Annotated in this window: 20 protein-coding genes, 1 tRNA gene and 1 pseudogene; 21 read left to right on the top strand and 1 reads right to left on the bottom strand. The window is 38.1% G+C overall.

Translation table 11 applies throughout. The features are described from left to right. Nucleotides 1-57: 57 nt before the first annotated feature. The 16 genes from EJN90_RS00475 to EJN90_RS00400 all read left to right on the top strand — a co-directional run bounded on the left by EJN90_RS00475 (nucleotide 58) and on the right by EJN90_RS00400 (nucleotide 12,535). The gene (locus EJN90_RS00475) at nucleotides 58-240 is read left to right on the top strand and encodes a hypothetical protein (RefSeq protein ID WP_126108361.1); all 183 of its coding nucleotides are present in this window, start codon (nucleotides 58-60) and stop codon (nucleotides 238-240) included. 129 nt (nucleotides 241-369) lie between these two features. After that, a complete protein-coding gene (gene glyA, locus EJN90_RS00470) occupies nucleotides 370-1,596 on the top strand; it encodes a serine hydroxymethyltransferase (RefSeq protein WP_227872534.1) in 1,227 nt (408 codons plus the stop codon). A gap of 95 nt (nucleotides 1,597-1,691) precedes the next feature. Continuing rightward, nucleotides 1,692-2,327, top strand: coding sequence for a uracil phosphoribosyltransferase (gene upp, locus EJN90_RS00465; protein WP_126108359.1), 636 nt, complete (start codon nucleotides 1,692-1,694; stop codon nucleotides 2,325-2,327). A gap of 309 nt (nucleotides 2,328-2,636) precedes the next feature. Next, the gene (atpB, locus tag EJN90_RS00460) at nucleotides 2,637-3,350 is read left to right on the top strand and encodes a F0F1 ATP synthase subunit A (protein ID WP_126108358.1); all 714 of its coding nucleotides are present in this window, start codon (nucleotides 2,637-2,639) and stop codon (nucleotides 3,348-3,350) included. 44 nt (nucleotides 3,351-3,394) lie between these two features. Beyond that, the gene (gene atpE / locus EJN90_RS00455) at nucleotides 3,395-3,607 is read left to right on the top strand and encodes a F0F1 ATP synthase subunit C (RefSeq protein WP_076765617.1); all 213 of its coding nucleotides are present in this window, start codon (nucleotides 3,395-3,397) and stop codon (nucleotides 3,605-3,607) included. Nucleotides 3,608-3,645: 38 nt separating this feature from the next. Continuing rightward, nucleotides 3,646-4,152, top strand: a complete 507-nt coding sequence (atpF, locus tag EJN90_RS00450) for a F0F1 ATP synthase subunit B (protein ID WP_126108357.1) — start codon at nucleotides 3,646-3,648, stop codon at nucleotides 4,150-4,152. Nucleotide 4,153: 1 nt separating this feature from the next. Beyond that, nucleotides 4,154-4,675, top strand: coding sequence for a F0F1 ATP synthase subunit delta (locus EJN90_RS00445; protein WP_164543950.1), 522 nt, complete (start codon nucleotides 4,154-4,156; stop codon nucleotides 4,673-4,675). Nucleotides 4,676-4,694: 19 nt separating this feature from the next. Then, nucleotides 4,695-6,203, top strand: a complete 1,509-nt coding sequence (atpA, locus tag EJN90_RS00440; RefSeq protein WP_126108355.1) for a F0F1 ATP synthase subunit alpha — start codon at nucleotides 4,695-4,697, stop codon at nucleotides 6,201-6,203. Between the two features lie 52 nt (nucleotides 6,204-6,255). After that, nucleotides 6,256-7,179 carry a F0F1 ATP synthase subunit gamma gene (locus EJN90_RS00435; RefSeq protein ID WP_126108354.1) on the top strand — a complete coding sequence of 308 codons (924 nt, stop codon included), beginning with the start codon at nucleotides 6,256-6,258 and terminating at the stop codon, nucleotides 7,177-7,179. Nucleotides 7,180-7,199: 20 nt separating this feature from the next. Further along, nucleotides 7,200-8,621 (top strand): F0F1 ATP synthase subunit beta, encoded by a 1,422-nt coding sequence (gene atpD, locus EJN90_RS00430; RefSeq protein ID WP_126108353.1) that lies wholly within the window; start codon nucleotides 7,200-7,202, stop codon nucleotides 8,619-8,621. Between the two features lie 3 nt (nucleotides 8,622-8,624). Further along, nucleotides 8,625-9,047, top strand: coding sequence for a F0F1 ATP synthase subunit epsilon (locus tag EJN90_RS00425; RefSeq protein WP_126108352.1), 423 nt, complete (start codon nucleotides 8,625-8,627; stop codon nucleotides 9,045-9,047). A 333-nt stretch (nucleotides 9,048-9,380) separates the two neighbouring features. Further along, complete coding sequence (locus EJN90_RS00420; RefSeq protein WP_126108351.1) at nucleotides 9,381-9,617, top strand: DUF1146 family protein; 237 nt, start codon at nucleotides 9,381-9,383, stop codon at nucleotides 9,615-9,617. Between the two features lie 113 nt (nucleotides 9,618-9,730). Beyond that, nucleotides 9,731-11,047 (top strand): UDP-N-acetylglucosamine 1-carboxyvinyltransferase, encoded by a 1,317-nt coding sequence (murA, locus tag EJN90_RS00415; protein ID WP_126108350.1) that lies wholly within the window; start codon nucleotides 9,731-9,733, stop codon nucleotides 11,045-11,047. A 40-nt stretch (nucleotides 11,048-11,087) separates the two neighbouring features. After that, nucleotides 11,088-12,122 (top strand): rod shape-determining protein, encoded by a 1,035-nt coding sequence (gene mreB / locus EJN90_RS00410; protein ID WP_126108349.1) that lies wholly within the window; start codon nucleotides 11,088-11,090, stop codon nucleotides 12,120-12,122. An 18-nt stretch (nucleotides 12,123-12,140) separates the two neighbouring features. Next, the gene (locus tag EJN90_RS00405) at nucleotides 12,141-12,320 is read left to right on the top strand and encodes a DNA-directed RNA polymerase subunit beta (protein ID WP_126108348.1); all 180 of its coding nucleotides are present in this window, start codon (nucleotides 12,141-12,143) and stop codon (nucleotides 12,318-12,320) included. A 143-nt stretch (nucleotides 12,321-12,463) separates the two neighbouring features. Beyond that, nucleotides 12,464-12,535 (top strand) — tRNA-Arg (locus EJN90_RS00400). 393 nt (nucleotides 12,536-12,928) lie between these two features. Here EJN90_RS00400 and EJN90_RS00395 read toward each other — a convergent pair. Then, nucleotides 12,929-14,066 (bottom strand): annotated as a pseudogene (locus EJN90_RS00395) (IS110 family RNA-guided transposase). Between the two features lie 494 nt (nucleotides 14,067-14,560). Between EJN90_RS00395 and acnA the strand changes: the two are divergent. The 5 genes from acnA (at nucleotide 14,561) to EJN90_RS00370 (ending at nucleotide 22,188) form a co-directional block, all read left to right on the top strand. Continuing rightward, nucleotides 14,561-17,266, top strand: coding sequence for an aconitate hydratase AcnA (gene acnA / locus EJN90_RS00390; protein WP_126108347.1), 2,706 nt, complete (start codon nucleotides 14,561-14,563; stop codon nucleotides 17,264-17,266). A gap of 95 nt (nucleotides 17,267-17,361) precedes the next feature. Next, nucleotides 17,362-18,480, top strand: a complete 1,119-nt coding sequence (locus EJN90_RS00385) for a citrate synthase (RefSeq protein ID WP_126112167.1) — start codon at nucleotides 17,362-17,364, stop codon at nucleotides 18,478-18,480. Nucleotides 18,481-18,502: 22 nt separating this feature from the next. Beyond that, complete coding sequence (gene icd, locus EJN90_RS00380) at nucleotides 18,503-19,771, top strand: NADP-dependent isocitrate dehydrogenase (RefSeq protein ID WP_126108346.1); 1,269 nt, start codon at nucleotides 18,503-18,505, stop codon at nucleotides 19,769-19,771. Nucleotides 19,772-20,246: 475 nt separating this feature from the next. Continuing rightward, nucleotides 20,247-20,840 (top strand): ATP-dependent Clp endopeptidase proteolytic subunit ClpP, encoded by a 594-nt coding sequence (gene clpP, locus EJN90_RS00375; RefSeq protein ID WP_126108345.1) that lies wholly within the window; start codon nucleotides 20,247-20,249, stop codon nucleotides 20,838-20,840. A gap of 310 nt (nucleotides 20,841-21,150) precedes the next feature. Further along, nucleotides 21,151-22,188, top strand: a complete 1,038-nt coding sequence (locus EJN90_RS00370; protein ID WP_164543949.1) for a sugar-binding transcriptional regulator — start codon at nucleotides 21,151-21,153, stop codon at nucleotides 22,186-22,188. Nucleotides 22,189-22,224: the final 36 nt, after the last annotated feature.

Below are 22,224 nucleotides of genomic sequence, written 5' to 3'. Positions count from 1 at the left end.
AAAAATCCAGCCTTTTTGTTTTTAATGAAATTCTTGCTGTATAATGAAAGCGATAATGTGAGCGCTCGATTTAAAAGAAAGGAGGCGATTGAAGATGGGAAAACTTTACAAGAACAAGACCTCAATAACGAAGAAGTATGGGGAATTACTATCGTAGAAGAATCGCTTGAGAAATTGATTATCTGTTTTATCATTGGAATTAGTATTGTCCAGCAACTTGAACACGTACCTGTGAACTGAAGTTAATTTCCTTCCGTTTTCTTAAAAAAATATGGATGAATAATGGTATTAAGAAGATATGAACTATGCTATACTAATAATTGATTTTAATCATAATCTAATAAAAACATGGAGCAGGGGGAATGTTTGGTGTTCGATAAAGAGGTATTTGAGGCAATTGAAAAAGAGAAAACACGTCAAGAAGAAGGAATTGAACTGATTGCTTCCGAAAACTTTGTATCTAAGGAAGTATTGGAAGCACAAGGCAGTATATTGACGAATAAATACGCAGAGGGTTACCCTGGAAAACGTTATTATGGCGGTTGCGAATTCGTCGATATTATTGAAAATTTAGCAATTTCTCGCATTAAGGAAATTTTTGGTGCTGAATACGTTAATGTACAGCCTCACTCAGGCAGTCAAGCGAATATGGCAGCATACATGGCCTTGGTAGAGCACGGAAGTAAAGTTTTAGGGATGGATCTAAACCATGGTGGACATCTGACTCATGGCTCAAGTGTCAATTTTAGTGGGAAAAATTATGAGTTTGTTTCCTATGGCATTGATAAAGAAACAGGTTTTATCAATTATGATGAAGTGCTCCGCATTGCAAAAGAAGAGCAGCCAAAGCTAATTGTTGCGGGTGCGAGCGCATATTCTAGGAAAATAGACTTCAAAAAATTCCGCGAAATTGCTGATGAAGTGGGCGCTAAATTAATGGTGGATATGGCACACATCGCTGGACTTTGCGCAACTGGTTACCATCAGAATCCCGTTGAATATGCGGATATTGTAACTTCGACAACCCATAAAACATTACGTGGACCAAGAGGCGGTATTATTCTAGCTAAGAAAGAATATGCAAAAAAACTAAACAGTGCGATTTTCCCAGGAATTCAAGGCGGTCCGCTTGAACATATAATAGCTGCAAAAGCTGTTTCTTTCTACGAAGCTCTTCAACCATCTTATAAAGAATACATTGGACAAGTTGTTAAAAATGCAAAAACAATGGAAAAAGTTTTTCAAGAATCTAAATTCCGATTGATTAGTGGCGGAACTGATAATCATCTTCTGCTCCTGGATGTTTCCGCTTATGATTTAAATGGAAAAGAATTAGAATCTCTTTTAGATGAAGTAGGAATTACTGTCAATAAAAACGCGATTCCATTTGATAAACTGCCGCCAATGAAAACCAGTGGTATTCGAATAGGTACACCAGCGATCACCACACGTGGATTTAAGGAAGAAGAATCCAGAAAAGTTGCAGAATTGATTATTAAAGTTGCAGAAAACCAAAACAACCCAGAAGTACTGGAATCAGTAAAATCTGAAGTACGGAAGTTAACAAGCCAGTTTCCACTGCATGTAGAAAAATAAAGCGACCATACAAAGCAATAAAAGGAATAATTTTCTAGCCAAAATGAGTCTAATACTATACAATAGTAAAAGTGAAATTTTGAGGGGGAATACGAATGGCACAAGTAACAGTTATGGATCATCCTTTGATTCAGCATAAATTAACAATTATCCGACAAAAAGATACAGGAACAAAAGACTTTCGTGAGGTAGTTAGTGAGATCGCAATGTTAATGGCGTATGAAGTGACAAGGAATATGCCTTTGGAAGATGTTGAAATCGAAACACCACTTGTAAAATCAATTCAAAAAACATTAAGTGGAAAAAAAGTAGCCATTGTTCCCATTTTACGTGCTGGTTTAGGAATGGTAGACGGCTTTTTAGCTATGCTGCCAGCTGCTAAAGTAGGCCACGTTGGATTGTATCGTGATGAGGAAACGTTACAACCGCATGAGTATTTCGTAAAAATGCCTGCAGATATTGCAGAGCGTCAACTTTTTGTTGTTGATCCAATGTTAGCAACAGGGGGATCGGCTGTTGCTGCAATTGAAGCATTAGTTAAGCGTGGCGCAAAACCTAGAAATATCAAATTTATTTGCTTAGTTGCTGCTCCAGAAGGGGTAAAAGTATTAAATGATGAGTATCCTGAAGTAGAAATCGTTACAGCAGCGTTGGACGAAAAACTAAATGAAATCGGCTATATTCTACCTGGTTTGGGAGATGCTGGCGATCGTTTATTTGGCACAAAATAACTATAAAAACTGTTTCCCTTTCATTCATTCGAAAGGGAAACAGTTTTTTGTTTTTTTGAGTGTTCTTTTTCTCAGAATCGTATTTTTGAAAGAGAAATAGGCATTTTGCTGTTCAAGATGCTGTAACCTGATATTGAACTTTCAATATATTGATTGTTCTCAGTAAAAAAATAATAATTATTTTTGATTATTCCTTCGACGCGTGGTATTATAGGTTTGCAAATGAGCCTTCTGTTTTCATGAATTATTTGATGTGTTTTAACAGATGGGTTTATTCTAGCTGTATAGAATTGAAAAGAGGTGAAACGATTGGAACATGAATCGAAAGTGATTGAATTCATGGGGATTGGCTTTAGTGTAGATATTTTGATTAGTGTGATTGCTACATGTCTTCTTGTATTTTTATTTTGTTACTTTTGCACGAGGAATTTATCAATTCGGCCGAAAAAGGGTCAATTAGTGATTGAATACATTGCAGACTTTGTAAAAAATATGATTTCAAGTTCAATGGACTGGAAAACAGGTGAGCAGTTTTATCTATTAGGTTTCACACTATTTCTTTTTATTTGGGTAGCGAATATTTTAGGATTGGTTTTAATTCTGAATATCGGTGGTTATTCCTATTGGAAAAGTCCAACGGCGAGTCCGGTGGTTACATTAGCACTTGCTTTGCTGGTTATCCTTTTAACACACTATTTTGGAGCAAAAGAACAAGGGTTTAAGAATTATTTTATGAATAGTTACATTCGACCAGTTCCGGCTCTAATGCCTATTAAGCTATTAGAAGAATTCACAAATACATTGACATTAGCCTTACGTCTGTATGGGAATATCTACGCTGGTGAAATACTACTAGGGTTAATTGCTTCTTTAGCAAATGCAGCAGGACCACTAACATGGGTTATTGGCGTACCATTGCAAATGGTATGGCAAGGATTCTCAATCTTTATTGGCTCTATTCAGGCCTTTGTGTTTACAACCCTGACGATGGTGTATCTATCACATAAGATTGAATCAGAATAAAACAACCAATACTTTTTATTTTTAAAAACAAAGGAGAAATTAACATGAATTTTATAGCAGCAGCGATTGCGGTTGCAGGTGCAGCCATAGGAGCTTCTTTAGGAAACGGTAAGGTAATATCAACAACAATCGAGGCGATAGCTAGACAACCTGAACTTCAAAGCAGATTACAAACATTAATGTTTATCGGTGTAGGGTTAATTGAAGCTGTGCCAATCATGGCTGTAGTTATAGCATTCTTACTTATTTTCCAATAACCGGCTAGAAAGAAAGAACTGATAGAGGAGGAAAGAGTGTGACACTAGGTGTTATATTAGGAAGTGCTTCTACAGCTTTAGGTAATACACTCGTTACGTTAGTTGCATTTTTACTTCTTTTTGCATTGTTAAAACGTGTTGCTTGGAAACCGCTGATGAATATGCTGGACCAACGAGAGCAAACGATTAATGCTGATATTGATAAGGCAGAAACTGCTCGTATTAGTGCAGAAAGACAATTAGCGGAAGTAGAACAACAACTTCGAGAAGCGAGAAACAAAGCGAATGAAACCTTGACAAGAGCGCAGGCTGAAGGGAACGAATTGCAAAAATCAATCGTAAATGAAGCAAAAGAAGACGCTCGAAGAATACGAAAACAAGCAGAAAAAGAAGTGGATTTAGAACGAAAAAAAGCTTTTGCAAAATTACGTTCAGAAATTAGTGAAATGTCTATTAGCATTGCTGAAAGTATTATTGGCAAGGAATTGAATGCAGAAGACCAAGACCGCTTAATTGAGGAATTTATTAAAGGGCTGGATGATTAATATGGAGAGAGAAAATATAAAAAGCTCCTCCCTACGTCTATTTGTAACAACCTTCTATAATAGTTTGGAAAGTTCTGAAATTGCTGAGAAAATATATTATGAGTTAAATCAGCTGAAAGATAACCTTTTAGAAGTTATGGATGAAGAAGGTAATACCGCTGTTGTAGAAAATAAACTACGAATAGCTGTCCAATTTCTATCTGAAAGAACACTTGAGTTTTTGTCGAATATCGATACTGCAAGTTACATTGACGCCATTAACCAATTCAATGAACTTCACAAGGAAGATCGAGAACCAGTTAATGTGACAATAACTTCAGCAGTAGCCTTAAAACAAAAGCAAAAAGATCGGATTATCAAAGCTTTCCGAAAAAAAGTAGAGAATCATCATCTTTATGTTAAAGAAGTAGTTGATGAATCAGTTTTAGGTGGAGTTAAACTAGAATCAGATAATTATTCGTTTGATAACACACTTCAAACGAAAATTACTGAAATGAGAAAATACTTATTAGAAGACCAATGAGATTGAAGAGGTGAAGAATGTGGCGATAGATAAAGATAATTTACATTCTTTGATAAAGGAAAGAATCAGCTCTTTTCAATCTGTTCCAGAAATGGAAGAAATTGGAAAACTGACATATGTCGGTGATGGAATTGCAAGAGCTACTGGACTGAAAAATGTCATGAGTGGAGAACTTCTACTTTTTTCAAATGGCTCAATTGGAATGGCTCAAAGTCTGGAAAAAGAAGATGTGGGAATCATCATTTTTGGAGAATTTGAGAATATCCATGAAGGAGATATTGTAAAAAGAACAGGGCGCATTATGGAAGTTCCTGTTGGAGAAGCACTAATCGGTAGAGTAGTGGATGCTTTAGGAGAACCTATTGATGGTCAAGGTTCTGTTATGACGACAAAGAAAAGACCTGTTGAGAATGAAGCTCCCAGTGTTATGGACCGCCAATCTGTAACGGAGCCGTTACAAACAGGATTAAAAGCGATCGATGCGTTAGTACCAATCGGTAGAGGTCAACGGGAATTAATTATCGGAGACCGAAGAACTGGTAAAACAACAATTGCAATCGACGCGATTCTTAATCAAAGAGGAAAAGATGTTATTTGTATATATGTAGCGATTGGACAGAAAGAATCATCTGTTCGTAATTTGACAGAAATGTTAAGAGAGCACCGCGCGATGGACTACACAATCATCGTTTCAGCGAGTGCTTCGCAGCCAGCACCGATGCTTTACATTGCACCGTACGCTGCGACAGCGATGGCAGAAGAATTTATGCACCAAGGAAAACACGTTTTGATTGTTTATGATGATTTATCAAAACAAGCTGCTGCTTATCGAGAAATGTCCTTGTTGTTAAAAAGACCACCTGGACGTGAAGCCTATCCAGGGGATGTGTTCTATTTACATTCCCGCCTGCTAGAACGATCAGCTAAACTAAAAGGTGAACTAGGCGGAGGATCCATTACTTCCTTGCCGATTGTTGAAACGCAAGCAGGAGATATATCTGCTTACATTCCGACAAATGTTATTTCAATTACGGATGGGCAAATATTCTTGGAGAGTGATTTATTCTTCGGCGGTATCCGGCCGGCGATTTCAGCAGGGTTATCTGTATCTCGTGTCGGAGGGGCTGCTCAAATTAAAGCAATGAAAAAAGTAAGTGGTACTCTTCGTTTAGACTTAGCTTCTTACCGAGAGCTGGAAGCTTTTACTCAATTTGGTTCGGACTTAGATGTTGCTACTCAACAGAGATTGAATCGAGGAAATCGTACAGTAGAAGTATTGAAGCAAGACTTGCATAGACCGCTTGATGTAGAAAAACAAGTAGTTATGCTATTTGCGCTTTCTTATGGCTTTTTAGACACAGTTCCTGTTCAAGATTTAAAACGATTTGAAAAAGAATTAATAAACTATTTAACTATTTCCTATCCGGAAATTATGCAACACATCGTTGAAACCAAAGATTTACCGGACCCAGAAGAACTTTCAAAAGTAATAAAAGGATTTGTGGAAATCTTTGTTCCACATAGTTAACGATTTCGAATAGTTTAAAAAATGCCATTGTTTTCTAAAGTGAGGTGAGAAGATGGCTTCTTCTTTAATTGATATCAAAAAAAGAATTGCATCAACGAAGAAAACAAGTCAGATTACGAGTGCCATGCAGATGGTTTCTGCTTCCAAGTTGCAAAGAGTAGAGCAACAGGTGAAGAATTATCAACTGTATGCAAAGAAAATTAGAGAAATTGTTACTCATATTGCTGGATCACAGTTACTGTTTTTAGAAGAGCATGGACACGCAGTAGCTAATGAGCAAAATGCAATTGATTTTAACGACTTGCTCATTAAACGGCCTGTAAAAAGAACGGGCTATTTAATCATTTCTTCTGATAAAGGACTTGCTGGTAGTTATAACAGTTCAATATTAAAATCCACTAGAGAAATGATCCAACAAGACCATGAGTCAGAGGATGAATATATTATTATTTCTATTGGTGAGACGCTCGCAAATGACTTAAGGAAGAGTAATATTCATGTTGAGTATGTGGTAAGTGATTTAAGTGATCAGCCATCTTTTGAGGAAGTCAGACAAGTAGTATCTCAAACTGTAAAATATTATCATGATGGAGTTTTTGATGAACTATATGTGTGTTATAACCATCATATGAATGCATTAACTTCACAATTTCACGTTGAGATGATGTTGCCATTAGAAGACTTAGATCCATATGAAGCAGAGGAGTATGAAGTAGACTATCTGTTCGAGCCGACCGAAGATGATATATTAAAAGTACTGTTACCGCAATATGCGGAAAGTTTAATATACGGCGCGATTATTGATGCAAAAGCTGCAGAGCATGCATCACGTATGACCGCTATGAAAAGTGCAACTGATAATGCGAAAGATTTAATTGATGATTTAACTATGCAGTATAATCAGTTACGCCAAACCGCTATTACACAAGAAATAAACGAAATAGTAGGCGGAGCGCAAGCACTTGAAGAGAAATAAAAAAGGGGATGCATGAATAAATGAGAAAAGGACATATTGTTCAAGTTATTGGCCCTGTGGTGGACGTTGCTTTCCCTCTAGACAAAGAACAACCAGATATCAACAATGCTTTATTAGTTGAAAAGGAAAAATTAGATGGAACAAAGGAAACAATCACGTTAGAAGTTGTCATACAGCTTGGTGAAGGAGTTGTCCGAACAATCTCGATGCAATCTACTGATGGATTACAACGTGGGTTAGAGGTTATCGATACAGACAACCCCATTCAAGTTCCTGTTGGAAAAGAAACTTTGGGAAGAGTTTTTAATGTCTTAGGACAAACGCTTGACTTGAAAGAAGATTTTCCGAAAGACTATCCTCGTGAATCGATCCATAAAAAAGCGCCAAAATATGATGAGTTGAGTAGTAATTACGAAATTCTAGAAACCGGGATTAAAGTAATTGACCTATTAGCTCCTTATCTAAAAGGTGGAAAAATTGGTCTCTTTGGAGGAGCTGGAGTCGGAAAAACAGTTTTAATTCAAGAATTGATCCATAATGTTGCCGATCAACACGGAGGGATTTCTGTCTTTACAGGGGTTGGAGAACGTACACGTGAAGGTAATGACTTGTATTATGAAATGCAGGAATCAGGAGTAGGGAAAAGAACTGCTATGGTCTTTGGTCAAATGAATGAGCCGCCAGGTGCCCGTATGCGTGTTGCTTTAACAGGACTAACAATGGCTGAATATTTCCGTGATCAAGAAAAACAAGATGTATTATTGTTTATTGATAATATCTATCGTTTCACACAGGCAGGTTCGGAAATCTCTGCATTACTAGGGAGAATGCCTTCTGCTGTTGGTTACCAGCCGACTCTTGCGACTGAGATGGGACAACTTCAAGAGCGTATTACATCAACAAATAATGGATCAATCACGTCAATTCAAGCAATTTACGTTCCAGCGGATGACTATACAGATCCCGCACCAGCAACAACATTTGCTCATTTGGACGCAACGACAAACTTGGAACGTCGCTTAACAGAGCAAGGGATCTATCCTGCGGTTGATCCGTTAGCTTCTTCTTCGAGTGCATTGTCTCCTGAGATTGTAGGAGAAGAACACTATGAAGTGGCAACACAAGTTCAACAAATTTTACAAAGATACCGTGAACTGCAAGATATTATTGCGATTTTAGGAATGGATGAGTTATCTGACTCAGAAAAGACATTAGTAGGACGTGCGCGTCGTATTCAATTCTTCTTGTCGCAAAACTTTCACGTTGCAGAAGCCTTTACCGGTATTCCAGGTTCTTTTGTTTCAATTAAAGAAACAATTAGCGGCTTCAAAGGTATTATCAATGGACAATATGATAAAGTTCCGGAAGAAGCCTTTAGAAATGTTGGTTCAATTGAAGCTGTTTTAGAAAAAGCGGAAAGTCTGGGTTATAAAGGAGTGTAGAAGATGGCAGTTTTGAACGTGAATGTAATAACACCGGAAGGGATTATTTTTCAACATCACGCAAAAGAAGTTCATGCTGAATCTACTGACGGCGGCATTACCATTATGCCGAATCATACGCCAATTATTGTTCCCTTAATCATTGGCGAATTGACAGTTACTCGTATGACTGAGGACTTGCAACAAAACCATATCGCAGTGAACGGTGGAATCATGGAAGTTCGTGATAATGAAATAAATATTATTGCGAATACAGCGGAAAGAGCAAAAGACATCGATATCGACCGAGCTGAAAATGCAAAAAGAGAAGCTGAACAAAAAATGTTAGAAGCACGAAATGCGAAAAACAATATGGAATTCCAACGGGCAAAGGTTTCATTGACGAAAGCTTTGAACCGGATCGGTGTTTCTCGAAAAAGACTATAATGGTATAAAACTAACCAACAACAGTAGACAATTCTGTTGTTGGTTAGTTTTTTTTCTCCCTACAGCCTAGCAAATGAAATTATTTCATAAATCTCTCGTTTTGTTATAAAATTGAAATAAGTTTTATGAAAATGATGTGAAAGCAAAAGATTTGTCATTTTTCTTGAGAAATTGTAAAAGGAAATTGTTTCTATATGGGTAGAGACCTTGTATAATAGGAAAAGAGTGATGAATTTCATCATTTCTTTTAAACTTATTAAGAAAAGCTGAACTTGTTTTTTTTTTCAATATTTTATGTTAGTATAGTTTGAGACTATGAGGGGGTGTAGACAGATGAACGGATTGTTTATGTTTGGTCTATTAAAATTAATCTCTCATATGTTATTTATTTTTTTGTCTTTTTGGGCTTTGAAAGCAGTGAGAATTGAAAAGTGGATTAGAAAGAACCATATACCAGAAGCAAGGATTTTGTATGTATTCCTGTCCATTGCGTTAGGGTATTTAGTAAGTTCATTTTTCTTGGATTTTCTTGAAGTATCTAGAAATCTCTCACTTTTAATTACAAACTAGAAAATAAAACAATGTTGCATATTACGTGAAAAATAAAAAAAGATTATTGAGATAAAGATGGCAAGATTCCATCTTAATTGAGAGCGTACTTAAATTCGGAGGGATTTTTTAAAATGGAAAAAATGATTGTTCGAGGCGGAAACCGTCTAGTTGGAACAGTAAAAGTAGATGGTGCTAAAAATGCTGTACTTCCTATCGTTGCGGCTACAATCCTCGCTTCTAAAGGGAAAACAATTTTGAAGAATGTTCCTGTTTTGTCGGATGTTTATACAATTAATAATGTTTTAAGAAATATTAATATTGATGTAGATTTTAATGAAACAGAACGTACAATTGAATTGGATGCTACTGGAGATGTAAGCTGGGAGGCTCCATTTGAATATGTAAGTAAAATGAGAGCTTCTATTGTGGTAATGGGGCCATTATTGGCACGTCTTGGTAAAGCAAAAGTAGCTCTTCCCGGTGGATGCGCTATTGGTACAAGACCCATTGATTTGCATTTAAAAGGCTTTGAAGCAATGGGGGCAAAAATTAAGATAGAAAATGGCTTCGTTGAAGCATATGCTGAGAAATTACACGGAGCTCGTATTTATTTGGATTTCCCTAGTGTGGGAGCAACGCAGAACTTAATGATGGGGGCTGTATTTGCTGAAGGGACTACCACGTTAGAAAACGCAGCTCGTGAACCTGAAATCGTTGATTTAGCGAACTTTTTAAATCGCATGGGTGCTCGTGTTTATGGTGCAGGTACTGAAACGATTCGGATTGAAGGAGTAAAGGAATTAGAAGCAGTAACTCATAGTATCATTCCAGATCGAATCGAGGCAGGTACATTCATGGTGGCTGCAGCTGTAACGAATGGTGATGTGTTTATTGAAGATGCTATTGCAGAACATAACAAACCTCTTGTTTCAAAATTAAAAGAGATGGGCGTAATCATCAAAGAAAAAGAAAATGGCGTCCAAGTAATTGGTCCGAAACATTTAAAATCTACAGACGTAAAAACCATGCCTCATCCTGGCTTTCCTACTGATATGCAAGCACAGATGACGATTGCGCAACTGGTTTCTCAAGGAACAAGCACGATGACTGAAACTGTGTTTGAAAATCGCTTTATGCATCTAGAAGAACTACGAAGAATGAACGCGAATTTTAAAATTGAAGGACAAACGGTATTATTATATGGTAATTCAGAGTTTCAGGGAGCAGAAGTTGCTGCTTCTGATTTAAGAGCAGCAGCAGCGTTAATTATTGCTGGGCTTGTTTCAAACGGATATACTCGTGTAACGAATTTAAACCATTTGGATCGCGGCTACTATGAGTTTGACTTAAAACTCAGAAAACTTGGAGCAGAAATTGAGCGTGTAAGTGAGAAAGAAGGAAACACACTTTCTGTTAAAGAATTGGATGCATTATTTTTAACAAAATAGAAAAACATTAATAATCTATACAAAGTGAGAGGGGAACAATGTGGCTAAGGATATAGGAATCGATTTAGGGACAGCGAATGTGTTAGTCCATGTTAAAGGAAAAGGAATCGTTCTAAACGAGCCTTCTGTTGTCGCGATTGATACTGCAACAAACCGTGTATTAGCTGTAGGAGCTGAAGCCTATCGTATGGTCGGCCGTACACCTTCCAATATTCGGGTTATACGTCCATTAAAAGGAGGGGTGATTGCTGATTTTGATATAACGGAAGCAATGCTTACTCATTTTATTAATCGTCTGAACGTAAAAGGGTTGTTGACAAAACCAAATATTTTAATTTGTTGTCCAACAAATATCACTACTATTGAGCAAAAAGCAATTATTGAAGCGGCGGAAAAAAGCGGCGGAAAAAATGTCTATCTTGAAGAAGAACCAAAAGTTGCAGCAGTAGGTGCTGGTTTGGATATCTTCCAACCCAATGGAAACATGGTAATCGATATTGGCGGAGGAACGAGTGATATTGCCGTACTTTCGTTAGGTGGTATTGTAACAAGCAGTTCGATAAAGACAGCAGGGGATAAACTTGATTCCGATATTATGAATTATGTAAAACGTGAACATAATCTATTGATTGGTGAAAGGACAGGCGAACAAATCAAGAAAACAATTGGTACTGCCTTAATTCCTGAAAAAATCGAGAATATGGAAATACGCGGTAGAGACATGATCACGGGGCTTCCAAGAACGATTTCAATTACGTCAGAAGAAGTATATTATGCAATGCATGATACATTGATGTTAATTGTAGAACAAGCAAAAGAAGTATTGGAAATCACTCCACCAGAATTAGGTGCTGATATTATTAATACAGGAATTGTGTTAACAGGCGGAGGCGCACTTATTAGAGGAATTGAGCAGTTGTTTAGTGATGAATTAGGCGTTCCTGTTTTTGCTTCTCCGGAGTCGTTAGATTCAGTTGCGTTAGGAACGGGCATTTTGCTAGAAAATATTGGAAAAAAAAAGAGAGACAAACAAGCTGAACCTAGTTGGTTTAGAAGATTACTCCAAAGAAATTAATCGTAAAGGAAGTTCATTATGAAGTTCGACTTTAAACCTATTTTTAAATCAATTTTTATTATTCTGTTATTTATAGTAGCGGCAGTTGCTTTATTTGCTGTGGGCTTAATGATAGGATACGGTGTGCTAGGTGATGGTGAAGCGATGCAAGTATTTGAACGCGAAACTTGGGAGCATATTTTAGAATTTATTCGATAAAGGTAGGAGATTAAGTTTCTTTTATAAAATGCTTCATTAAAATAAGCAAACAGAAGGACTAGTGACAGCTGCTAGTTCTTTTTGTTATATAGGAAAAATAGTTTGTACAAAAGCTGCTCTTTTGCTATAATTATTCTATTGTTGTCTCCTTAGTGTAATGGATATCACGCAAGATTCCGGTTCTTGCGATGGGGGTTCGATTCCCTCAGGAGACGTAAACAAAAGCTCTTTTATTTATGGTGTCGATGCCTCAAATAGAAAAGCTAAATAAACGGATTAGAGAGTGGGAAAAAAGGCGTTCAGCCCCGAATCACTGGAGCGAATAAGCGCAAGATGGTTGCAGACCATCTGAGCCTGATTCGTGAAGTGGACGTCGGGGCTGCCTTTTTGAGCACATTTACGCTACATTATTCGGGTATAGGAAAGAGGCTGGGAGTTTTTTCCCAGCCCCTTTCCTACGTTTAGTCAAGTGATTTCTGCCTAATAATTATCTATCCGTATGAATTTCTTAAACTCTCCCTTGGAGAGTAGATTTGGGGCTATGCTTGATGCGAAGATAGGCATGCCAAATAAACATCCCTTTTTCTATTTTTTTGCGGGGTGTTGTGTTATATTAAAACTGTTGATGGGCCCTTAGAGGCCGTGTACGCATAGTCGTACTTAGTATGGTTCCTGACCATGGAATGCATACATTTTAGTAGTTTGTTCATGCAGGCTACGACTGCAACCTTATCCTTTTTGGGGATGGGTTGCTTTTTTTATTTGTAGTAATAATCCACGATATGGTTCGGGGCAGCTTTCTGTTGGCGAACCATGTTTCGTACGCAAAAAAACAATATTTTCCTTCCTTTCGGATTGCCGCGTTTATTGATGTGGTCCTTGCCAATATAGTTTCCTGATTGGTACCTACGGATATCAATGCCCACAAAAGCGTTCAGTTGGTTGGACGTTTCGAATCGTCGAATGTCCCCCAGTTCCCCGATTAATAAGGCCGAGGACAGCTCACCGATTCCTGGGATTGTGATGTATAAATCGTGTTCCGGTAGTTCCCTCGCCATTGCTATCATCTGGCTTTTGAGTGCCTCCTTTTGGAGGAGCAGGTCTTGGACCCTTTCCGCATAGTAGCTCTTCTTTTGACAGTGAACACTGTTTTCAGCAACGGCTGGATAAGCCCTCCTGTGCCAGAGCGGTTAATTCTTCCGCCTTCTTGCGGGCCCGGTTTTCGGAGATGTTCTTCCTGGTTGATTTGATTCGAAAAGAACTGTTCCAACTCCGGAAATACCAGCTGGAGACAGTTGTGCAAGTGCATGCGCGTGCGTTTGATTTCTTCCTCCACCTCTTGGTAGAAGCGGGATAAATCGCGCAGGTCTTGATAAATATCTTCCTGTACCACCTTCGGTGTCCGTCTTTTCCCGGCATGGGTTTGCGCCAGCTTGTGGGCATCCTGTTTGTCGGCCTTCCAACTTCTCAGCGTATCTTCTTCCAGTTGTTTTTTTGCTTGAAGCGGGTTCAGCAGGGTATAGGACAAGCCGTTTTTTTGGCAGAAGGTTTCCACAGGCCGGAATAGACGCCCGTGGCCTCGAAAACTACTTCCGGAGCTTGCGGCAGAATCTGTATTTCATTCAACAGACCAGCAAAACCTGTTCTCGTGTGTGTAACGTCGCCCTTCCATAGGCACGTAGTGCCTTCATAGATGACGGCATAGCTTTTCTTCATGGAAACGTCTAGTGCGACTACAAACATCACTTTCTCCTCACTTTCTCGTTTGGTTTGAAAGACCCTCGCTGATTCATTCCGATTCCCATTTCCTTTACACGGACTCGAAGTCCAACATACTTAAACCTGATTCTGAAATGACAGTGAAGGAGCTCTGTTTATGTTTCGGACTCTCGGTCCTAGGGGCTACGGTCGAGCTTCCTTTCACCACTACTATATTCCAAAAAAAGAAAATAGTAGGTAGAATCCCCGTCGGGGTTTCTACCTACTAATCTTAGTATGTTTTTTTGGAGTTTTTTATTTATATTTAATGAAAACTTATCCTTTTTTCATAAAATGAATCTTCGTGATTACACTATTGTGTCCATAAAAAAGCCGTGCTAACAGTGGATTTCTAAGTATAATCGAACATTTCATTCTAGCAAGTTAATAATATAATGATAAAAATGAATTTACAATGAGAGGTTGTCAATGTATAATATATCTAATTTTAATGTTTCAGAGTTAAGAATAGGAGTGACGATATGACTTCGTATCACGAATTAAGTAAAAAGGAGATAATTTCTAATGATAAAACGTATCAGTACTTTGACATAGCCGAAGTAACGAAAAAGTTAGATGTATCCTTAGAAAAGATTCCCTATACAATCAGAATATTATTGGAATCTTTAATACGACAAGAAGATGGAATCGATATTACTGAAAAAAATATTGAGCAATTAGCTAAATGGGCAGAAGAAAAACAAGATGGAGAAATCCCCTTTAAGCCTACACGTGTTATTTTACAAGATTTTACAGGTGTGCCAGCGATTGTTGATCTAGCTTCGATGCGTGAAGCGATGATTCGATTTGGAGGAAGAGGAGATCAAATTAATCCTGAAATCCCAGTAGATCTAGTAGTTGATCACTCGGTTCAAGTAGATGCCTATCGTACGCCGGAAGCACTTGCTTTTAATGCAGCTCTTGAGTTTGAACGAAATAAAGAACGGTATACCTTTTTAAAATGGGCACAAAATGCCTTTTCAAATTATCGTGTAGTACCGCCAGCTACCGGAATTATTCATCAAGTTAACATTGAATATTTATCTGATGTGGTTGTTTCCAAAGAAGAAAATGGAGAGAACTGGGCATTTCCTGACAGCTTGGTTGGAACTGATTCTCATACAACCATGATTAACGGGATAGGCGTACTAGGCTGGGGGGTTGGAGGAATTGAAGCGGAAGCATGTATGTTAAATGAACCTTCTTACTTCCCTATTCCAGAAGTCGTTGGTGTTCGATTTGTAGGAAAGTTACGAGCGGGCGCTACAGCGACGGACCTTGCCTTGAAGGTTACTCAAGTTTTACGTGAAGCAAAAGTGGTAGGAAAATTTGTAGAATATTTTGGAGAAGGTCTAGAATGTTTAACACTAGCTGACCGTGCGACGATTGCTAATATGGCTCCAGAATACGGAGCAACCTGCGGCTTTTTCCCAGTAGACGAAGAAACGCTTCGTTATATGGCTTTGACAAAACGTTCCGAAGAAACGATTACACTAGTGAAAGACGTTTTGACGGCGAATAACTTGTTTTATAACCCTGACGTAGAAGCTGCGTATTCAAAGGTTGTTGAAATAGACCTAAGTGAAGTGGATTCGAATCTTTCTGGTCCTAAAAGACCGCAAGATTTGATACCTTTATCTAAGATGAAAGAAAGTTTTGAAGGAGCACTTGAAGCTCCAGAAGGAAATCAAGGGTTTGGAGTTGGCTTACAAGAGCTCGAAAAAAGCACAACCTGCATCATCGACGGAGAAGAGCATACAATCCGTACAGGTGATGTTGTGATTGCCGCTATTACAAGTTGCACGAATACATCAAACCCATTTGTTTTAATATCCGCTGCTTTATTAGCTAAAAAAGCAAATGAAAAAGGACTATCAGTCTCACCAATAGTAAAAACGTCACTTGCACCAGGTTCGAAAGTAGTAACAGCTTATTTAGAAGATGCTGGTTTGTTACCGTACTTGGAAAAACTTGGATTTAACCTTGTTGGGTATGGTTGTACAACTTGTATTGGGAATTCTGGTCCATTATTGCCAGAAATTGAAGAAGCGATCCAATCAGCTGATTTATTAGTTTCATCAGTTCTTAGTGGGAATCGAAACTTTGAAGGCCGTATTCATCCGCTAACGAAAGCAAACTACCTTGCGTCTCCACCATTGGTAGTCGCTTATGCACTTGCAGGAAATGTAGATATGAACCTTACGGTCGAGCCGCTTGGAAATGATCAAGAAGGAAACCCGGTATATCTGAAAGATATTTGGCCCGATGCAACGGAAGTGAACGACTATATTGAAAAATATGTGACACCAGAATTGTATCAAAAATACTATGCAGAAGTATTCAATGCAAACGAAGATTGGAATGCCATCCAAACAACTGATGAAGCTGTCTATGAATGGGATAGAGACTCCACTTATATTGCAAATCCACCTTACTTTGAGGATATGAGTGCGGAAGCAGTTGAAATAACACCATTAAACAATCTGGAGGTTCTTGCTAAATTTGGAGGCTCTGTAACAACGGATCATATCTCTCCCGCTGGTTCAATTGGCATGCGCTCTCCCGCTGGGAAATATTTAAAAGAAAAAGGAGTTTCCCTGAGAGATTTTAATTCATTTGGATCCCGTCGTGGTCATCATGAAGTGATGATGCGAGGAACCTTTGGTAATATTCGAATCAGAAATCAAATTGCAGAAGGAACAGAAGGCGGTTTTACCACCTATTGGCCAACAGGCGAAGTTTTATCGATTTATGACGCGGCAATGAAATACCGAGAAGATGGGACAGGCTTAGTTGTTATTGCTGGGCATGATTATGGTATGGGCTCTTCTCGTGACTGGGCAGCAAAAGGAACTAACTTATTAGGCGTCAAAGCAGTCATTGCAAAAAGCTATGAACGGATCCATCGTTCAAACTTAGTGATGATGGGCGTGCTGCCATTACAGTTTTTAGAAGATGAAGATGCGGATACCCTTGGTTTAACAGGTGAAGAATCATTTTCGATTGATCTGCCGAAAGACACCGGGATTCATGAGCTTGTTCTGGTAACCGCAGTGCATCCATCAGGAAAGCAGATAAAATTCCAAGCTATTGTACGCTTTGATGCAGAAGCAGATATCCGCTATTACAAGCATCAAGGAATTCTACCAATGGTTATCCGGAAAAAACTTGAAGCTTTAAATGTATAAATACTTTTTAGCTGTTTTAACGAAGAAGATCTAACTTTTTTAGAAGTTAGATCTTCACCTATATTAAAAATGAAGAAGAATTGAAGGTGAAGAAAATGGAAGTAGTAGGCGGGTTAGCGAATATTTACGCTTGTGACACAAAGATTAGTTCTATTATTGATGACGAACTAGCCTATGCAGGTTATAGCATCCAAGAATTAATGGAGAATGATGCTAGTTTCGAAGAAGTTGTTTATTTATTATGGTATCTTCATTTACCAAACGAAACAGAGCTAAGAGATTTCAAGCGAGAACTAAATGAAAGTTCTGCTATTTCTGATGCAGTAGAAGCTTGTTTACGAATACAATGTCGGCAAAATTTACATCCTATGAGTGTTCTTCGCACGACTGTATCTCTCCTAGGTGTTTTCGATCCATATGCTGAAGAAAACTCAGAGAAGTCTGTACATGTACAAAGCATTCATCTACAAGCAAAAATTCCAACGATTGTAGCTGCTTTTTCACGTTTGCGTAAGGGGCTAGACCCTATCCAACCTCGAGCGGATTTAGACTTTTCCGCGAACTTTTTATATATGCTTACAGGGGAAGAAGCAACTGAGACTGAAGTGAAGGCTTTGGATCAAGCACTAGTGTTACATGCAGATCATGAACTCAATGCTTCTACCTTTGCAGCTAGAGTTTCTGCTTCCACTCTTTCGGATGTCTATTCTTGTATTACGACAGCAATTGGTACTCTCAAGGGTTCACTCCATGGAGGAGCTAATGAACGGGTTTTTGATATGCTGGAAGATATTAATGCAAATGGAACAGCAGCTGAGTATTTACAAAAAAAATTAGATTCAAAAGAAAAAATCATGGGATTTGGACACCGCGTGTATAAGACGGTTGACCCTCGCCAAAGTTATTTAAAAGAAATGTCTTATCAGCTGACCAGAGATAGTGAAAACGAAAAATGGTACGATATCTCGGTTGAAGTAGAAGATTATATACGAAATGCGCGAGGGTTGATTCCGAATGTTGATTTCTATTCTGCGACAGTTTACCATGTTTTGGGAATTGAGAGCGACTTGTTTACCCTTATTTTTGCAATGAGCCGTGTTTCAGGCTGGTTGGCACATGTAAAAGAACAAAGATCTAACAATAACTTGATTCGTCCGCGGTCCAGGTATGTAGGACCAGTGAATCAAAGATATGTACCGATTGACAAACGATAGTAACTAGGGAGGAATTCAGTTCATGACTGTAGGAGAAAAAATTAAAGTAATAGATGGCAAGGTGGCTACACCAAATAATCCAGTCATACCTTTTATCGAAGGAGATGGAATTGGTCCAGATATTTGGCGTGCATCAGAGCGTGTGTTTAATGAAGCAGTGAAAAAAGCTTACAAAGGTAGCCGTCAAATACAATGGAAAGAAGTTCTGGCAGGCGAAAAAGCATTTGATCAAACGGGCGAATGGCTGCCACAAAAAACACTGGATGAGATTGAAGAGTATTTCATCGCAATAAAAGGACCTTTAACGACCCCAATTGGTGGAGGTTTTCGATCACTAAATGTAGCATTAAGACAAGAGTTGGATTTGTATGTCTGTCTACGTCCAGTTCGCTATTTCGAAGGGGTTCCTTCTCCTGTGAAACGTCCTGAATTGACCGATATGGTGATTTTTCGAGAAAATACGGAAGATATTTATGCAGGAATTGAATTTGAAAAAGATAGTAAAGAAGCAAAACAAATCATTGAGTTTTTAACTAATACAATGGGAATTGATAAAATACGTTTCCCAGAATCAAGTGGAATCGGAATCAAACCTATTTCTAAAGAAGGAACAGATCGTCTTGTTCGTGCTGCCATTGAGTATGCGATTAAAGAAAATCGTCCAACAGTAACCCTTGTTCATAAAGGAAACATCATGAAATATACAGAAGGTGCCTTTAAACAGTGGGGATACGAATTAGCAGAAAAAGAATTCGGCGATAAAGTATTCACTTGGAATCAGTATGATCGTATTAAAGAAACGGAAGGCTCAGCAGCAGCAAATAAAGCTCAGGACGAGGCCGAAAAAGCTGGAAAGATTGTAGTAAAAGATGTAATTGCAGATATTTTCTTACAACAAATTCTGACCCGTCCAGATGAATTTGACGTAGTAGCCACGATGAATTTGAATGGAGATTATATATCTGATGCATTAGCTGCCCAAGTCGGAGGAATCGGTATTGCGCCAGGAGCGAATATTAATTATGATACGGGACATGCTATTTTTGAAGCTACTCATGGTACTGCTCCAAAGTATGCAGGACAGGACAAAGTAAACCCTTCATCCGTTATACTTTCGGGAACATTGATGCTAGAACACATCGGTTGGAAAGAAGCAGCTGATTTAATCGTAAAAGCATTGGAAAAAACAATTTCCGATAAGACGGTAACCTATGACTTTGCACGTCTAATGGATGGTGCAACGGAAGTAAGTTGCTCAGGATTCGCGGATTTACTAATTAACAACTTATAGAGCTTTATTCAAAGAAACAATCGAAATAAATTCGATTGTTTCTTTTTGATAGACTAGGGGATTATAAGTTCAGCCATCAATGTCTAGCTCCCAAGTCCTGACCTAGTGAAAAAAAGATAAATTTGCCCCATTGCGCGCTTCGCTGCTCATTCAGGGTCAAATTTCCTATTTTTTCATAGGCCAAGGCGGACTTGTCCGCTTTTCTTATGGAGTAGGGTAGTATAGGGTTTTTTCCGCCATCGGTGACGAGCGGTTCAACCTGTCTCTTGGAAAGCAGTATACTCGCTGGCACATATTATGAGATTTCTTCGTTTTCTTGAGAAATACCTATAATAATTTCAAATGTTTGGTAAAATAAGATACAATAGTATTCTTTCATTAGTCAAATAAACCAATCGTAATTATTGACCTTGTTTGACCATTAGTGTACAATACTCATTGTAAAGAAAGAATATATCGTATAGGGGGAAATGAAATGAATTTAATACCTACAGTTATCGAACAATCATCGCGCGGTGAACGTGCCTATGATATTTATTCCAGACTATTAAAAGATCGTATTATTATGTTAAGTGGTCCAATTGATGACAATACCGCTAACTCAGTAATTGCGCAATTACTATTTTTGGATGCACAAGATCCTGAGAAAGATATTTATATTTATATTAATTCTCCAGGTGGTTCTGTTTCTGCTGGACTAGCAATTTACGACACAATGAATTTTGTTAAAGCAGATGTGCAAACAATCGCTATGGGTATGGCAGCTTCAATGGGCAGCTTCCTATTAACTGCTGGAACGAAAGGCAAACGTTTTGCATTACCTAATGCAGAAATTATGATTCACCAACCGTTAGGTGGAGCACAAGGACAAGCAACTGAAATTGAAATTGCTGCAAGACACATCCTTAAAACACGTGAACGCTTAAATAAAATCCTATCTGAAAAAACAGGACAACCATTAGAAGTGATCGAAAGAGATACAGATCGAGATAACTATATGAGTGCTGATCAAGCAAAAGAATATGGTATTATCGATGAAGTAATGGAAAGTTCAAAGAGCTTATCATAATATAAGTAAAAGGCAGCCAGTTATTTGGTTGCCTTTTTTGATAGTATAGGGTTTTATAAAATTATTCTTGTGCTTGAGCTGTCGAGGGTCAAAAAAAGGCCCGTAATAAGATTAGAAAACAATGAGAAAGGGTAGAAAAGAGCATAAATGGTTGTCAAATGATTGGATAATTGATAAAATAAATAGCGTAGGGTTAAGAAATGCAGATTACTTCTCCTTTTTTCAACACAATTTGAAGAATATCTTTTAATTAAGAAGGAAGTTCTCAGTTGGTCTTCAAATGACCAACAAAATAGAAACGAGGGGTTTTATGAAGGATTCCATTTCAGTCTTACAAAAAATAGTTCCTGATTTGCTGACAGTGCTACATTCCCGATATCGTATTTTAAAAGAGATTCAGGCATGTTCGCCTATTGGACGAAGAGCCTTATCTGAAAAGTTAAATCAATCCGAGCGTACTTTACGAACCGAGACAGATTTTTTAAGAAAGAATGGAATCGTGTCGAGTTCAAAAGCCGGGATGGAATTGACGCATAAAGGGAAAAAAGTATTTTATGAGCTTGAGAGCATTATCGATCACTTCATGAAAATGAATGCAAAAGAAGAAGAACTAGCTAAAATGCTGAAATTACAATTATGTAGAATTGTCCCTGGTAATCTTGATGATGACAGTACAATCCTGGATCAATTAGGAATTGCAGCAGTAAATATGTTTGATGAACTATTACCTGAAGGTGAGTTTATCGTTGCAGTAGCAGGCGGAAGTACAATGGCTGCTATGGCAAAAAACATGACAACAGAACTATCTGATAATCGAAAGTTTACGTTTGTCCCATCCAGAGGCGGCTTAGGAGAAGTAATGTCGATTCAAGCCAATTCTGTCAGTGACTTAATGGCGCAAGCAACAGGGGGAGAAAACACTGCATTATTCGCTCCTGATAACCTTAGTGCGCAAGCATTAGACTCATTGAAAAATGAGCCTACGATTCGATACACAATGAACATGATGAAACGTGCGAATTGCTTGTTATATAGCATCGGAAATGCTAAAGTTATGATGGAACGTCGTAAGATGTCTGAAGAAGAGAAAAAGTTGCTAACGAACAACGAAGTAGTTGGAGAAGCATTTGGTTGTTACTTTGACGAAAAGGGAACTATTATTTCCCGACTCTCACGATTTGGGCTTCAGATAGAAGATGTTGAGAGAATTCCCTATGCGATAGCCATAGCAGGAGGAGAATTAAAAGCAAAAGCGATTAAAGCTTATTCACACATCGCACCTGAACATACGTGGCTTGTAACAGATGAAGGTGCTGCTAACTTGATTTTAAAAGGGGATACCCTTTAAAATAAAAAAACTGATTATCCTAAAGGAGGAAATCTT

The organism is Jeotgalibaca ciconiae (assembly GCF_003955755.1).
In the GTDB taxonomy this organism is placed as follows: Bacteria; Bacillota; Bacilli; order Lactobacillales; family Aerococcaceae; genus Jeotgalibaca; species Jeotgalibaca ciconiae.
Note: the sequence above shows the minus strand (reverse complement) of the source record. Positions and strands in the feature narration are given on the sequence as shown.

Bases quoted from the DNA above. Each gene is read 5' to 3' on its own strand.
- upp (WP_126108359.1), top strand. From the start codon at position 1,692: ATGGCACAAGTAACAGTTATGGATCATCCTTTGATTCAGCATAAATTA.
- atpE (WP_076765617.1), top strand. From the start codon at position 3,395: ATGAATTTTATAGCAGCAGCGATTGCGGTTGCAGGTGCAGCCATAGGA.
- EJN90_RS00445 (WP_164543950.1), top strand. From the start codon at position 4,154: ATGGAGAGAGAAAATATAAAAAGCTCCTCCCTACGTCTATTTGTAACA.
- EJN90_RS00435 (WP_126108354.1), top strand. From the start codon at position 6,256: ATGGCTTCTTCTTTAATTGATATCAAAAAAAGAATTGCATCAACGAAG.
- atpD (WP_126108353.1), top strand. From the start codon at position 7,200: ATGAGAAAAGGACATATTGTTCAAGTTATTGGCCCTGTGGTGGACGTT.
- EJN90_RS00425 (WP_126108352.1), top strand. From the start codon at position 8,625: ATGGCAGTTTTGAACGTGAATGTAATAACACCGGAAGGGATTATTTTT.
- EJN90_RS00420 (WP_126108351.1), top strand. From the start codon at position 9,381: ATGAACGGATTGTTTATGTTTGGTCTATTAAAATTAATCTCTCATATG.
- murA (WP_126108350.1), top strand. From the start codon at position 9,731: ATGGAAAAAATGATTGTTCGAGGCGGAAACCGTCTAGTTGGAACAGTA.
- EJN90_RS00405 (WP_126108348.1), top strand. From the start codon at position 12,141: ATGAAGTTCGACTTTAAACCTATTTTTAAATCAATTTTTATTATTCTG.
- acnA (WP_126108347.1), top strand. From the start codon at position 14,561: ATGACTTCGTATCACGAATTAAGTAAAAAGGAGATAATTTCTAATGAT.
- EJN90_RS00385 (WP_126112167.1), top strand. From the start codon at position 17,362: ATGGAAGTAGTAGGCGGGTTAGCGAATATTTACGCTTGTGACACAAAG.
- icd (WP_126108346.1), top strand. From the start codon at position 18,503: ATGACTGTAGGAGAAAAAATTAAAGTAATAGATGGCAAGGTGGCTACA.
- clpP (WP_126108345.1), top strand. From the start codon at position 20,247: ATGAATTTAATACCTACAGTTATCGAACAATCATCGCGCGGTGAACGT.
- EJN90_RS00370 (WP_164543949.1), top strand. From the start codon at position 21,151: ATGAAGGATTCCATTTCAGTCTTACAAAAAATAGTTCCTGATTTGCTG.